Origin of the sequence: Phreatobacter sp., from assembly GCF_051860605.1 — a bacterium.
Lineage (GTDB): Bacteria > Pseudomonadota > Alphaproteobacteria > Rhizobiales > Phreatobacteraceae > Phreatobacter.
Window position 1 is genome coordinate 298,593 of the sequence record NZ_JBHYDR010000002.1, and the last position, 14,021, is coordinate 312,613.

General features: G+C 67.7%; 13 protein-coding genes. 6 read left to right on the top strand and 7 right to left on the bottom strand.

Features of this window, described 5'->3' with window-relative positions; genetic code table 11:
- The first annotated feature begins 17 nt into the window (after positions 1 to 17).
- Positions 18 to 1,916: a phosphomethylpyrimidine synthase ThiC gene (gene thiC, locus ACTIFS_RS04265; protein ID WP_439572799.1), complete on the top strand. Its 1,899-nt coding sequence runs from the start codon at positions 18 to 20 to the stop codon at positions 1,914 to 1,916.
- A gap of 150 nt (positions 1,917 to 2,066) precedes the next feature.
- Here thiC and ACTIFS_RS04270 read toward each other — a convergent pair whose 3' ends face one another.
- A complete protein-coding gene (locus tag ACTIFS_RS04270) occupies positions 2,067 to 2,480 on the bottom strand; it encodes a hypothetical protein (RefSeq protein ID WP_439572800.1) in 414 nt (137 codons plus the stop codon).
- A gap of 90 nt (positions 2,481 to 2,570) precedes the next feature.
- Positions 2,571 to 3,077, bottom strand: coding sequence for an MmcB family DNA repair protein (locus ACTIFS_RS04275; RefSeq protein ID WP_439573042.1), 507 nt, complete (start codon positions 3,075 to 3,077; stop codon positions 2,571 to 2,573).
- A gap of 234 nt (positions 3,078 to 3,311) precedes the next feature.
- Between ACTIFS_RS04275 and rpsO the strand changes: the two genes are divergently transcribed.
- Complete coding sequence (gene rpsO / locus ACTIFS_RS04280; RefSeq protein ID WP_439572801.1) at positions 3,312 to 3,581, top strand: 30S ribosomal protein S15; 270 nt, start codon at positions 3,312 to 3,314, stop codon at positions 3,579 to 3,581.
- Between the two features lie 262 nt (positions 3,582 to 3,843).
- A complete protein-coding gene (gene pnp, locus ACTIFS_RS04285) occupies positions 3,844 to 5,994 on the top strand; it encodes a polyribonucleotide nucleotidyltransferase (RefSeq protein ID WP_439572802.1) in 2,151 nt (716 codons plus the stop codon).
- A gap of 98 nt (positions 5,995 to 6,092) precedes the next feature.
- Here the strand turns inward: pnp and ACTIFS_RS04290 are convergent, their stop codons facing one another.
- Positions 6,093 to 6,920, bottom strand: a complete 828-nt coding sequence (locus tag ACTIFS_RS04290) for an alpha/beta hydrolase (RefSeq protein WP_439572803.1) — start codon at positions 6,918 to 6,920, stop codon at positions 6,093 to 6,095.
- Positions 6,921 to 7,157: 237 nt separating this feature from the next.
- On the opposite strand from ACTIFS_RS04290, the gene ACTIFS_RS04295 reads away from it, so the two are divergent.
- The 3 genes from ACTIFS_RS04295 (at position 7,158) to ACTIFS_RS04305 (ending at position 10,816) form a co-directional block, all read left to right on the top strand.
- Positions 7,158 to 8,075, top strand: a complete 918-nt coding sequence (locus ACTIFS_RS04295) for a hydroxymethylglutaryl-CoA lyase (RefSeq protein ID WP_439572804.1) — start codon at positions 7,158 to 7,160, stop codon at positions 8,073 to 8,075.
- Between the two features lie 23 nt (positions 8,076 to 8,098).
- Positions 8,099 to 9,070: a threonine dehydratase gene (locus tag ACTIFS_RS04300; RefSeq protein ID WP_439573043.1), complete on the top strand. Its 972-nt coding sequence runs from the start codon at positions 8,099 to 8,101 to the stop codon at positions 9,068 to 9,070.
- A gap of 93 nt (positions 9,071 to 9,163) precedes the next feature.
- Positions 9,164 to 10,816, top strand: coding sequence for a lysine--tRNA ligase (locus ACTIFS_RS04305; RefSeq protein WP_439572805.1), 1,653 nt, complete (start codon positions 9,164 to 9,166; stop codon positions 10,814 to 10,816).
- A 9-nt stretch (positions 10,817 to 10,825) separates the two neighbouring features.
- Here the strand turns inward: ACTIFS_RS04305 and ACTIFS_RS04310 are convergent, their stop codons facing one another.
- From ACTIFS_RS04310 to ACTIFS_RS04325, 4 genes are all read right to left on the bottom strand, one after another.
- Positions 10,826 to 11,290 carry a low molecular weight phosphatase family protein gene (locus tag ACTIFS_RS04310; protein ID WP_439572806.1) on the bottom strand — a complete coding sequence of 155 codons (465 nt, stop codon included), beginning with the start codon at positions 11,288 to 11,290 and terminating at the stop codon, positions 10,826 to 10,828.
- 1 nt (position 11,291) lies between these two features.
- Positions 11,292 to 11,789, bottom strand: a complete 498-nt coding sequence (locus ACTIFS_RS04315; protein WP_439572807.1) for a UPF0262 family protein — start codon at positions 11,787 to 11,789, stop codon at positions 11,292 to 11,294.
- Positions 11,790 to 11,813: 24 nt separating this feature from the next.
- The gene (gene hisD / locus ACTIFS_RS04320) at positions 11,814 to 13,118 is read right to left on the bottom strand and encodes a histidinol dehydrogenase (protein WP_439572808.1); all 1,305 of its coding nucleotides are present in this window, start codon (positions 13,116 to 13,118) and stop codon (positions 11,814 to 11,816) included.
- 78 nt (positions 13,119 to 13,196) lie between these two features.
- On the bottom strand, positions 13,197 to 13,907 hold the full coding sequence (locus ACTIFS_RS04325; protein WP_439572809.1) for a GGDEF domain-containing protein: 711 nt from the start codon (positions 13,905 to 13,907) through the stop codon (positions 13,197 to 13,199).
- Between the last annotated feature and the right edge of the window lie 114 nt (positions 13,908 to 14,021).

Sequence of the window (14,021 nt, forward strand, 5' to 3'; positions counted from 1 at the left end):
ACGCTGCGAGGACCCCCATGAACGCCCCGGTCAAGGACATCAAGGCTGCCGTCACCACCGGCCCGCTGCCCGCCTCCACCAAGGTCTTCGCGGTGCCGGAATCCGCACCCGACCTGCGCGTGCCGCTGCGCGAGATCCAGCTCCAGCCGGGTGCCAACGAGCCGAATGTGGTGCTCTACGACACGTCGGGTCCCTATACCGATCCGAACGTTGTCATCGACGTCGAGAAGGGTCTCTCCCGCGCCCGCACCGCCTGGGTGCTCGAGCGCGGCGGCGTGGAGGCCTATGACGGCCGCGAGGTGAAGCCGGAGGACAACGGCAATGCCGGGCGGCACCTTGCCCGCGCCTTCCCGCTGCATAACCAGCCGCTGCGCGGCGTCGGCGATGCGCCGATCACGCAATACGAGTTTGCGCGGGCCGGCATCATTACCAAGGAGATGATCTACGTCGCGGAGCGCGAGAATCTCGGCCGCAAGGCCATGCTGGAAGGGGCGGACGCGAAGATCGCCGATGGCGAGAGCTTCGGCGCCGAGATCCCGGCCTTCATCACGCCGGAATTCGTGCGCTCGGAGATCGCCCGCGGCCGCGCCATCATTCCGGCCAACATCAACCACCCCGAACTCGAGCCGATGATCATCGGCCGCAACTTCCTGGTGAAGGTCAACGCCAATATCGGCAATTCCGCCGTGTCCTCCTCCATCGAGGAGGAGGTGGACAAGCTGGTCTGGTCGATCCGCTGGGGCGCCGACACGGTCATGGACCTGTCCACCGGGCGCAACATCCACAACACCCGCGAATGGATCATCCGCAACTCGCCGGTGCCGATCGGCACGGTGCCGATCTACCAGGCCCTGGAGAAGTGCGGCGGCGATCCCGTCAAGCTCACCTGGGAGCTCTACCGCGACACGCTGATCGAGCAGTGCGAGCAGGGCGTCGACTATTTCACCATCCATGCCGGCGTGCGCCTCGCCTATGTGCCGCTGACCGCCAACCGCGTGACCGGCATCGTCTCGAGGGGCGGGTCGATCATGGCCAAGTGGTGCCTCGCCCATCACCGCGAGAGCTTCCTCTACGAGCATTTCGACGAGATCTGCGACATCATGCGCCGCTACGACGTGTCGTTCTCGCTCGGCGACGGCCTGCGCCCCGGCTCCATCGCCGATGCCAATGACGCCGCCCAGTTCGCCGAGTTGGAGACGCTGGGCGAACTCACCCAGATCGCCTGGAAGAAGGGCTGCCAGGTGATGATCGAGGGGCCTGGCCACGTCCCGATCCACAAGATCAAGATCAACATGGACAAGCAGCTGAAGGAGTGCGGCGAGGCGCCCTTCTATACCCTCGGACCGCTGACCACCGACATCGCGCCGGGCTATGACCACATCACCTCCGGCATCGGGGCGGCGATGATCGGCTGGTTCGGCTGCGCCATGCTCTGCTACGTCACGCCGAAGGAGCATCTGGGGCTGCCCAACCGCGACGACGTGAAGGTCGGCGTCATCACCTACAGGATCGCGGCACATGCCGCCGACCTCGGCAAGGGCCACCCGGCGGCGCAGCTGCGCGACGACGCGCTCTCCCGTGCCCGCTTCGACTTCCGCTGGGAGGACCAGTTCAACCTCGGCCTCGATCCGGATACGGCGCGTGCGTACCATGACGAGACCCTGCCGAAGGAGGCGCACAAGGTCGCCCACTTCTGCTCCATGTGCGGGCCGAAATTCTGCTCCATGAAGATCACCCAGGACGTGCGCGACTATGCGGCGACGCTGAACGATCCCGACAAGCGGGCGGTGGCCGGCGCCGACGCGCTCACCGCCGAGCAGGGCATGGCGCAGATGAGCGAGAAGTTCCGGGAGATGGGCGGCAAGGTCTATGTCGAGGCCGCGGAGGCGGTGAAGGCGAGCAACAGGGTGTTGTGAGGCTGGTTCGCGATCCCGGCGACATCCGCCTCTTCGCGTCAATTCCGGCCTGAGCCAGCATCGGTGAGGCTTGGGCGGGCAAAGGAGGGGCTCGGGTCGCGCCGCAAGACCGATTCGCTGGCCTGTTCATCAAGCGTGCAGCGGTATTGTTCAGGGACCCGGAATCTCGTCCTGCCGTTCCGGCCTGAGGTCGCGGCATGTGAAACTGCGGTAGGGCTCGGGAAGAAAGCTGCGCCTGAGCCCGTCCAGCACCTCATCGCGGCGAATGCGAAGTCCCATGCGCGGCCAGCTCGTCTCGGTGCCGGGCTCCCAGAGGGCGAAGACGATCTCCCACTGCGGCCGTCTGGCAAGCAGTTCGCGCAGGGCCTCGATCACGTCCTCACGCAGCATCCGGAGATTGGCGTTCACGAGCACCTGCGGATGCCCCCAATAGTCGCCGAGAACGTAGTAGTCCCCCGGATTCAGGCCGTCGTGGCGGCCGAAGCGTGACAGGGCTGCCAGCACCAATTGGTAGAGACTCTCGAACAGGGCCGCCTCCACGTCCCGCTCTGCCTCCGTCTTCATCGCCCGCTTCCCGCCCGTCCGCCGCCGACCCGATGTTTATAGTTTGTTCCAGTTCACGATGCAAGACCAAAATCCTAAAACGGACCAAAATCACAAACCTGTGATTCCGATCGCCCCCGGATCGACCAGCAGCGTCATTCGGCCCGCCGCGACCCGCGCAAAGCGCAGCATCATCACCTTGCGGGTGGCGGCATGCAGCGACCCGGCCTGTCCCTCGCGGACGATCTCCGCGCCATGGGCATCGGCGAGGATCAGCCCGGCATCCCCGGGCAGGATCGCGGCCGGAAAGTCCGGCGCCACCGCGAACAGCACGCGGTCGGCATGGGCGCGGTAGTCGGTCCATTTGCGGTCGGCGCGGAAATCCTCGACCGAGGACTTGATCTCGACGATCCACAGCCGCCCGTCGCGGCCGAGCGCGGTCAGGTCCGCCCGCCGGCCGGAGGGCAGTTGCAGTTCCGGCACCACCGCGAAATCGAGCGCGGCGAGCAACCGCGTGACGCCGCGGGCGATCGCCAGCGCCCGTTCGGACTGGCGGCCGTCCACCGGCGGCGCAGGCAGGGCAGGGGTCGGGAGCATCGCAATCATCGGGGCAATCATCAGGTCGGGCTGCAGGGACACTGGGCCATCCTGCCCCGCCTCGGCGGGGAATGAAACGGGAACATGGCCCGCGCCTTTCCTTCCTGCCATTTTCGTGTATAAGCCGCGCCTTCGGCAGGCCTGACGGCCCGTCCGATCCATGGCTGCGCCGCGCGCGCACCCTGGCCATCCGACCGCGCTGGACGACATCCCGGCGCCGGCCGCATCCATCCCACCTGTTCAAAGGATCACCCGATGTCGGTTACCGACGCCCGCAAGGCCGAGCTCATCAAGGATTATGCGACCAAGCCCGGCGACACCGGATCGCCCGAGGTCCAGGTCGCCATCCTGACCGAGCGCATCACCAACCTGACCCAGCATTTCAAGACCCACGCCAAGGACAACCATTCCCGGCGCGGACTTCTGAAGATGGTCTCGCAGCGCCGCTCGCTGCTCGACTATGTGAAGAAGCAGGACGAGGCGCGCTACAAGTCGCTCATCGAGCGCCTTGGCATCCGCCGCTGACGCTGCTTCAAGGGGCCGGCCCCGCGCCTGAAGCGCCGGGGCCGCTTCCACATCCGGGCCACCTCACGACGGGGCGCCCGAACCCCCGAATGGGCCGCGTCCCGCGCGGCCTTAAGGTCCTCGAAGGGGCCAGTCCACTGACACGCCGACCGCCATGGCAGGATCGCAAGGGGCTCGGAAGCACCCGCTTCTGACACGAGCCCCTTGCCGTCTTGCCCATGGCCGTCCGTGTCCTGTCCGTACGAGAAAGGATAACAGAGCCATGTTCGACATCCATCGCGAGGAGATCACCTGGGGCGGGCGCAAGCTCGTGCTGGAGACCGGCAAGGTCGCCCGGCAGGCCCATGGTGCCGTGCTCGCCACCTATGGCGAGACCACCGTTCTGGCCACCGTGGTGTCCAACTACGAGCCGCGCGCCGGCATCGACTTCTTCCCGCTGACCGTCAACTACCAGGAGAAGTACTTCGCCGCTGGCCGCATTCCGGGTGGCTATTTCAAGCGCGAAGGCCAGCCGACCGAGCGCGAGACGCTCATCTCCCGCCTCATCGACCGTCCGATCCGCCCGCTCTTCGTGCCGGGCTACAAGAACGAGACGCAGGTCGTCATCACCACGCTCTCCCATGACATGGAGAACGATCCGGACGTCCTCGCCATGGTCGCCGCCTCCGCTGCGCTGACCCTCTCCGGCGTGCCCTTCATGGGCCCGGTGGGCGCCGCCCGCGTCGGCTATATCGACGGCGAATATGTGCTGAACCCCTATGTCGACGACATGAAGGAGTCGAAGCTCGACCTCGTCGTCGCCGGCACCGCCGATGCCGTGCTGATGGTGGAGTCGGAGGCGCAGGAGCTGTCCGAGGAGACCATGCTGGGCGCCGTCATGTTCGGCCACAAATATTTCCAGCCGGTCATCAACGCCATCATCGCCCTGGCCGAGAAGGCCGCCAAGGAGCCCCGCGACTTCACCCCGCCGGACCATTCGGCGCTGGAGACGGAAATGCTGGCGCTGGTCGAGAAGGACCTGCGCGCCGCCTATTCCATCCGCGAGAAGACCGCCCGCTACACCGCTGTCGGCGAGGTCAAGAAGAAGGCCATCGAGGCTTTCGCCGGCGAGGGCGAGGGCAAGCACGAAAAGCTGGTAGTCACTGGCGTGTTCAAGGACCTCGAGGCCAAGGTCGTCCGCTGGAACATCCTCGACACCGGCAGCCGCATCGACGGCCGCGACCTCGTCACGGTGCGCCCGATCGTCTCCGAGGTCGGCATCCTGCCGCGCACCCATGGCTCGGCGCTGTTCACCCGCGGCGAGACCCAGGCGATGGTCGTCACCACGCTCGGCACCGCCGAGGACGAGCAGTTCATCGACTCGCTGACCGGCACCTACAAGGAGAACTTCCTCCTGCACTACAACTTCCCCCCCTTCTCGGTGGGCGAGGCCGGCCGCATGGGCCGTCCGGGCCGCCGCGAAGTGGGTCACGGCAAGCTCGCCTGGCGTGCCGTGCATCCGATGCTGCCGGCCGCCCATGACTTCCCCTACACGATCCGCGTCGTCTCGGAGATCACCGAGTCGAACGGGTCCTCGTCGATGGCTACCGTCTGCGGCGCCTCGCTGGCGCTGATGGATGCCGGCGTGCCGATCAAGCGGCCGGTTGCGGGCATCGCCATGGGCCTGATCCTTGAGGGCGAGCGCTTCGCGGTGCTCTCCGACATCCTCGGCGACGAGGACCATCTCGGCGACATGGACTTCAAGGTCGCCGGTTCGGCCGAGGGCATTACCTCGCTGCAGATGGACATCAAGATCGCCGGCATCACCGAGGAGATCATGAAGGTCGCCCTCGACCAGGCCAAGGGCGGTCGCGAGCATATCCTCGGCGAGATGGCCAATGCCCTCACGGCGGCACGCGCCGAGCTCGGCGAGCATGCGCCGCGCATCGAGAGCTTCAAGATCCCGACCGACAAGATCCGTGAGGTCATCGGCACGGGCGGCAAGGTGATCCGCGAGATCGTCGAGAAGACCGGCGCCAAGGTGAACATCGAGGACGACGGCACCGTGAAGGTGGCGTCTGCCAACGGCGAGGCCATCCGCGCGGCGGTCAACTGGATCAAGTCGATCACCCAGGAGCCGGAACTCGGCCTGATCTACGAGGGCACCGTGGTGAAGGTCGTCGATTTCGGCGCCTTCGTGAACTTCTTCGGTTCGCGCGACGGCCTGGTCCACATCTCCCAGCTCGCCAACAACCGCGTCGGCAAGGTCACCGACGTGGTCAAGGAGGGCGACAAGGTCAAGGTGAAGCTGCTCGGCTTCGACGACCGCGGCAAGACCCGCCTGTCCATGAAGGTCGTCGACCAGGTGACCGGCGAGGACCTGGAGAAGAAGGCCAAGGACGCGGGCACCGAGGACGGCGCCGCGGCCGAGTGACCGGTTGGCCTCCTGGCCTCTCCGGATCCGTTGAATGCATCAAAGGGCGGCCCTCGGGCCGCCCTTGTCGTTGGCGGGGCGGTTATGCCCCGAAGCGGCTATGCCCCGAAGAAGCCCGCCAGATCGTCGAGCACCGGCGTGCCCCGGAAGAACGGCGCCAGCGCCAGAACCGTGCCGGCATGGCCGACGCCCTCATATTTGCGGACGGTGACCGGCACGCGTGCCGCCGAAAGCCGTGCCGCGAGCGAGTCCGTGTTGCGGGGCCTCACGGTGGTGTCGGCCGTGCCTGTCCCCAGGAAAATGGGCGGCGCGCCGCGGCGCGCGAAATTGATCGGCTGGGTCTCGGCAAGATTGCCCACCCCTGCGAAGGCGGCCTGCGTCGCCGCGGCATCCAGGGGCAGGAAGTCATAGGGGCCGGAGAGTCCGGCCGCGCCCGCGATCGACCGGCGCGACACGCCGGCCCGCGCAAGATGGCGCGGATCGAGAGCCAGCATCATGGCATTGTAGGCGCCGGCCGAATGGCCGAGCAGGAAGATGCGATCGGGATTGCCGCCGTAGCGGCCGATGCTGGCTCGCACCTGCGCCAGTGCCAGGGCGCCGTCGGCGATGAAGCCGGGAAAGCGCACGTCTGGAACGAGGCGATAGTCGGCGATGACCGTGACATAGCCGCGCGCCGCCAGAGCGTTGCCGACGAAGAAGTAGGTTCCCCGCGATCCGCTCGACCAGGAGCCGCCATAAATGAAGAAGACGACGGGTCGGCGCTGTCTCCCGCCGTCCCCCGGAATGTAGATGTCGAGGCGCTGGCGCGGATGCGGGCCGAAGGCGATGTCGCGGGTCGGCAGGCTTTGCGCGATGGCCGGGGCGGCGGGCAGGAACGCGCCGACGCAGAGGGCGCCGACGGCGTGTCGTCGTGACAGGGTTGGCACAATGCGATCCTTGTTCAGGGCGGGACTGTTCCAGATACCCGCCAGCCTGCCGATCGGTTGCAGACAGAACGCCGGAATGGCTCATGGCCTCCCCGTCGCTTAACGCGGGCATCGCTCCGGCAAGGGGCAACGGTGCTGCCAGACCACAGGCTGGGACTGGTCCGGCACCCCACCTCTGCTCTCGCCCGCCTTGCCAATCCCTGCCCAAGGCCCGAAAACGGCTGCCCGGAGGACGCCATGACCGCTGAAGCCCGTCACGTCACGCTGATCGAGGTCGCGCCGCGCGACGGCCTCCAGAACGAGAAGACGATGGTCTCGACCGCCGACAAGATCGCGCTGGTCGAGCGGGCGGTGACCGCCGGCTTCCGCCATGTCGAGGCGGTGTCCTTCGCCAATCCGAAGCGCGTGCCGCAGATGGCCGATGCGGAGGCCGTGATGGCCGGGCTTGCCGGCCGCTTCCCGGGCGTGAACCTGATCGGCCTCGCGCTCAATGCCCGCGGTGCCGAGCGGGCGGTCGCGGCCCGCTGCACCCAGATCAACTATGTCGTGGTGGCGTCCGAGACCTTTGCGGCCCGCAACCAGAATTCCAGCGTCGAGGACCTTGTCGCCGGCACCCGCGAGGTGGCGGCGATCGCCCGTGCCGCCGGCCTGCCGCTGTCGGTGTCGATTGCCACCGCCTTCGGTTGCCCGTTCGACGGCGAGGTGGCGCCGGAGCGGGTGATCGCCATCACCGAGGCGCTGCTGGCCAGCGATCCGGTCGAGATCGGATTTGCCGACACGATCGGCTGCGCCGTGCCGACGCAGGTCACCGACATGCTGGCGCGCGCGCGCGTGCTGGCCTCGGAGGTGAAGTGGCGCTGCCATTTCCACGACACGCGCAATACCGGGCTCTCCAATGCCATTGCGGCGGTGCTGGCCGGCGTCGATTTCCTCGATGCCTCGACCGGCGGCATCGGCGGCTGCCCCTTCGCGCCGGCCGCCACCGGCAATGTCGCCGCCGAGGACCTGGTCTATGCCTTCCACCGCATGGGCATCGCCACCGGCCTTGATCTCGACGCGCTGATCGACACCAACCGCTGGCTTGCCGGCGTGCTCGGCAAGCCCGTGCCGGCAGCGCTCGGCCGTGCCGGACCCTTCCCGCCCAAGGCCGTCTGACCCGAGGTTGAATGCCCATGGACCTGATCACGCTCGACGACATCAAGGCGGCCGAGGCGCTGGTGCGCACCGCCATGCCGGCCACGCCTGCCTATGCCTGGCCGCTGCTGGCCGAGCGCTACGGCCTCACCGTCGTGGTCAAGCACGAGAACCACACGCCGACCGGCGCCTTCAAGGTGCGCGGCGGGCTGGTCTACATGGATCGCCTGCGGAGGGAACGGCCCGGGGTCAGGGGCATCGTCTCGGCCACCCGCGGCAATCACGGCCAGAGCCTCGCCTTCGCCGCAGGCCGCGCCGGCCTGCCAGCGGTGATCGTCGTGCCGCATGGCAATTCGGTCGAGAAGAATGCCGCCATGCGCGCCTTCGGCGCCGAACTGGTCGAGCATGGCCGCGACTTCGACGAGGCGCGCGAGCGGGCGGTGGAGATCGCCGCCGAGCGTGGCTTCGAGTTCGCCGCCTCGTTCCAGCGCGACCTCGTCATGGGGGTTGCGACCTATGCGCTGGAACTGTTCACCGCTCATGGCGACCTCGACGTCGTCTACGTGCCCATTGGCCTCGGCTCGGGGATCTGCGGGGTCATCGCCGCGCGCGATGCGCTGGGGCTGACGACCGAGGTGGTGGCGGTGGTCGCGGAAAACTCGCCGGCCTATGCACTGTCGCTGGCCGCCGGCCGCGTGGTCGAGACCAACACGGCGGCGAGCTTTGCCGACGGCATGGCCGTGCGCATCCCCAATGCCGAGGCGCTTGCCATGATCGCGAAGGGCACTGCGCGCTGTGTCACGGTCTCGGACGATGCGATCGCCGAGGCCATGCGCGTCTACTGGACCGACACGCACAACGCCACCGAAGGGGCCGGGGCTGCGGCGCTTGCGGCACTGGCGAAGGAAGCGCCCGGTCTGAAAGGCGGCAAGGCCGGCGTCATCCTGTCCGGCCAGAACATCGATCTCCCCGTTTTCGCCGACGTTCTCTCGGGCAGGACACCGGTCGCGGCCTGATCGCCGCCGCAGCGGCGGCCCCTGCTTCATTGACCTTGCCGCGCCCCCGCCCTATGGCAACGCACCCTTGCCCGTTCCGCCCGGAAACCGTCCATGCTGCCCGCCCTGACCATCACGCCCGCTCTTGCGGAGGCCGCCCGCGTCTCCACTGCCTGGCCGTTCGAGGAGGCACGGAAACTGGTGGCGCGTCTGGAGAAGGCGCCGAAGGCAGGACCTGTCATCTTCGAGACCGGCTATGGTCCTTCGGGCCTGCCGCATATCGGCACTTTCGGCGAGGTGGCGCGCACGACCATGGTGCGCAATGCCTTCCGCCTGTTGACCGATGACGCGGTGCCGACACGGCTGATCTGCTTCTCCGACGATATGGACGGCATGCGCAAGATCCCGGACAACGTGCCGGATCGCGCCTTCCTGGAACCCTATCTCCAGAAGCCCCTGACGGCGGTTCCCGACCCGTGGACGAACGAGTTCCCGAGCTTCGGCGACCACAACAACGCGATGCTGCGCCGGTTCCTCGACCAGTTCGGCTTCGACTACGAGTTTGCCAGCGCGACCGAATACTACCGGTCTGGCAGGTTCGACGACGTGCTGCTGCGCGCAGTCGAACGCTACGACGCGATCATGGCGGTCATGCTGCCGACGCTCGGCGCGGAGCGGCAGGCGACCTATTCGCCGTTCCTGCCGATCTCGCCGATCTCGGGGCGCGTGCTCTACGTGCCGATGAAGGAGGTGAACCCGCGCGACGGCACCATCACCTTCGCCGACGAGGATGGCCGCGACGTCACCATGCCGGTGACCGGCGGGCGCACCAAGCTGCAGTGGAAGCCGGATTTCGGCATGCGCTGGGCGGCGCTTGGCGTCGACTTCGAGATGTTCGGCAAGGACCACCAGACCAACGCGCCGATCTACGACAGGATCTGCGAGATTCTCGGCGGCCAGGCGCCGGAGCACTTCGTCTACGAGCTGTTCCTTGACCAGGACGGCCAGAAGATCTCGAAGTCGAAGGGCAACGGCCTGACCATCGACGAATGGCTGACCTATGCCTCGCCTGAGAGCCTGTCGCTGTTCATGTACCAGAACCCGCGCAGCGCCAAGCGGCTGCACTTCGACGTCATTCCGCGCAATGCCGACGACTACCTGACCTTCGTCGAGAAATATCCCGTGCAGGACGAGAAGGCCCGGCTGATGAATCCGGCCTGGCACATCCATGCCGGCGCGCCGCCGAAGGTGGAGGTGCCGATCTCTTTCTCCATGCTGATGAACCTCGTCTCGGTGTCGAACGCGCACGAAAAGTCGGTTCTCTGGGGCTTCATCCGCCGCTACGCGCCGGACGCCTCGCCGGACAAGAACCCCAAGCTGGATGAGCTTGCCGGCTATGCGGTGCAATATTTCCACGCCTTCGTGCGGCCGACCAAGGTTTACCGGGCGGCCGACGACGTCGAGCGCGAGGCGCTGCAGGCGCTGGCCGCCAAGCTGATGGAGCTGCCGAAGGACGCGAGCGCCGAGGACGTCCAGGCCGCCGTCTATGACGTCGGCCGCGCCGTTCCGCGCTACCAGGACCTCAAGGCCAAGGGCGCGACGCCCGAAAAGCCCGGTGTTTCGTCGGAATGGTTCGGGGCGATCTACCAGATCCTGCTCGGCCAGGAGAAAGGCCCGCGCTTCGGCTCGTTTGCCGTGCTCTACGGCCTTGCGGAGACGCGCGCCCTGATCGGCAAGGCGCTGGCCGGCGAGTTCCTCAAGGCCTGAACGCCGGCCTCACTCGTTGCCCATTCCCCGGCGCGCGAAGCGCTGGCGGATGCGCTCGTAGAGCATGTCGCGCACCTGCCGGTAGGCGTCGAGCCGCTGCTCGCGCGAGCCCTGGGCCAGCGTCGGATCCGGAGTGGGCCAATATTCCACCTCCATGTCGAGCGTGCGGGTCAGGTCGAGCGCCTTGTGGTGGGCGTCCGGGGCAAGGGTCACCACCAGGTCGAAGTTCAGCCCTTCCCATTCCTCCAGTTCCTCGATGGTCTTCGGCCGCGTCTTCTGCGTGTCGATGCCGATCTCGTCCATCACCGCGTCGACGAAGCCGTCGTGCTCGCCCTTGTGGACGCCGGCGCTCTCGACGAAGACGCGGCTGCCGAACAGCTGCTGCATGATCGCCGCGGCCATGGGCGATCGCACCTGGTTCATGCCGCAGGCGAACAGCACGGCCTGGGGGTTCTTGCGCCGGTCGGAGACCACCTCAGCCCTTCCAGTGCAGGACCGAGATGAGGGTGAACAGCCGCCGCGCCGTGTCGAAGTCGAACTCCAGCTTGTCCTTCAGCCGCTCGCGCAGGGTCTCCGAGCCCTCGTTGTGCAGGCCGCGGCGCGCCATGTCGATGGTCTCGATCTGCGCGGGAGACGCGTGGCGGATCGCCTCGTAATAGCTGTCGCAGATCATGAAATAGTCCTTCACGATCCGGCGGAACGGCGTCAGCGACAGGATATGGGTGACCACCTGCTGGCCGCTCTCGTGCCGCACGTCGAGCACGAGCTTGCCCTCGGCGAGCGCGATATGCAGCGCGAAGGGACCATTCTCCATGCCGACCGGACAGAACGAATTGTCCTCGAGCAGATCGTAGATCGCGACAGCCCGCTCGTGCTCGACATCGGCCGAGGACCGGCCGATCGAAGCCTCGTCGATGGTGACCGCGACCAGGCGCCGCGTGGTGGTCGGGAGAGAAGGCTTGGGACCGGTCATGGCGCGTGCTCTCCGGCCGGGGTGTCAGTCGGCAGGGCCGGGGTTCATGCGGATGGCGACCGAGCGGGAATGGGCGGCAAGACCCTCCGCCTCGCCGAGCACAATCGCCGCAGGACCGAGCGCGCGCAACTGGTCCGGGCCGCATTTCAGGATCGACGTGCGCTTCATGAAGTCGAGCACGCCGAGACCCGAGGAAAAGCGCGCCGAGCGGGCGGTCGGCAGGACGTGGTTGGAGCCGCCGACATAGTCGCCGATGGCTTCCGGCGTATGGGCACCGAGGAAGATCGCTCCCGCATTGCGGATCCGGGCCGCGAGCGGCTCGGGATCGGCCGTGATGATCTCCAGGTGCTCGGCGGCCAGCCGGTCGGCGAGCGCGACGGAGGCGTCAAGATCGTCGACGATGATGATGGCGCCGAAGTCGCGCCAGCTCGCCCCGGCCACGTCGGCGCGCGGCAGGGTCGCGAGTTGCCGCGCAACCGCTGCCTCCACCGCATCGGCGAGGCCCGGATCGTCGGTGATGAGCAGCGACTGGGCCGCGGTGTCATGCTCCGCCTGGGCCAGCAGGTCGGCCGCGATCCAGTCCGGATTGGCCGTGCTGTCGGCAATCACCAGCACTTCGGAGGGGCCGGCAATCATGTCGATGCCGACCGTGCCGAACACCTGCTTCTTGGCGGCCGCGACATAGGCATTGCCCGGACCCATGATCTTGGCGACCGGGCGGATGGTCGTGGTCCCGAAGGCGAGGGCAAACACCGCCTGGGCCCCGCCGATCCGGTAGACCTCGTCGACGCCTGCCAGATCGGCCGCCGCCAGCACCAGCGGATTGAGGATGCCGCCGGGCGCCGGCACCACCATCACCACACGCGGGCAGCCGGCGACCTTGGCGGGGATGGCGTTCATCAGCACCGAGGAGGGATAGGCCGCCGTGCCGCCCGGCACATAGAGCCCGACAGCCTCGATGGCGGTCCAGCGATAGCCGAGCTCCACGCCGATGGCATCCGTGAAGCGGTCGTCCTTCGGCTTCTGGCGTTCGTGATAGATCCGGATGCGGTCGGCGGCGAGCTTGAGCGCCTCCAGCGTCCGCGGGTCGCAGGCGGCGACCGCCGCCGCGATCTCGCCGCGCGGAACGCGCAGCGTGGCGGGCGTCAGGCTCAGCCGGTCGAAGCGGGCGGTGTAGTCGATGACGGCGGCATCGCCGCGAGCGGCGACGTCGGCGCCGATGGCGCGCACCACCTCGTTCACCTCCTCCGAAACCTCGCGCTTCATGGCGAGCAGTTCGGTGAAACGGCTGGCAAAGTCGGGGTCGCGGGTGGTCAGGCGCAGGGGCATGGGGCTCGTTCCGGGTCGCAGCGAGCCATGGGGGAGCCCCGCCCGCACGTCAAGTCCCGACGGCCGGCTGGTGCTGCCTCAGGCGGCTTCCGGCCAGAACCGACCCATCACCACCCGGTTGCGGCCGTGCCGTTTGGCCTCGTAGAGCCGCCGGTCCGCCTGCCGCATCAGTTCCGCCAGCGGGCTGCCGTGCTGGCCGGCCGCACCGCCGATGCTGACGGTCAGGCCGCGCCTCTCGCCACCTTCCGCCGCAAGCGACAGGCGGGCGACGGCGGCACGGATGCGTTCGGCGATGATCGTCGCCTCGCCTTCGTCCGCGCCCGTCAGGAACACCGCGAATTCCTCGCCGCCGATCCGCCCGATCAGGTCGCCGTTGCGGATGCAGCCAGCAACGGCCGCGGCGATCATCTTCAGCGCCTCGTCGCCGGTCTGGTGGCCGAAACTGTCGTTGATCGACTTGAAGTGATCGACGTCGATGACCAGCAGCGTGCCGCCGGTTGCAGGCATGCGCGTGTCCCGGATCGACTGGAAGAAACCCTCGCGGTTGAGCACGCCGGTCATGCCGTCGCGCCGGGCCCGCTCGGCCAGCAGGCCATGAGCCTGGGCCAGCGCCTTGTGGGCATGGTCGAGCTCGATATGGATGCGCTCCATGGCCTGCTTCGCTTGTTTCAGCCGCTGGCGCTGGCCGAACTGGTAGACACTGACCGGGAAGGCGATCAGCAGCGGGCAGGCGACGCACATGACCAGGGCGACCCCGTCAAACTCCCTGCCGAGAAGCGGCAGGGCCACGTGGGCGATCATGAGGGAGGCGACGACGCAGAGGACTGCAACGATCGCGGAGTGAAGGAGGACCGGACGGATCGACAACGACATGCCCTTGGGTGACACGAAACCCTGAACGTC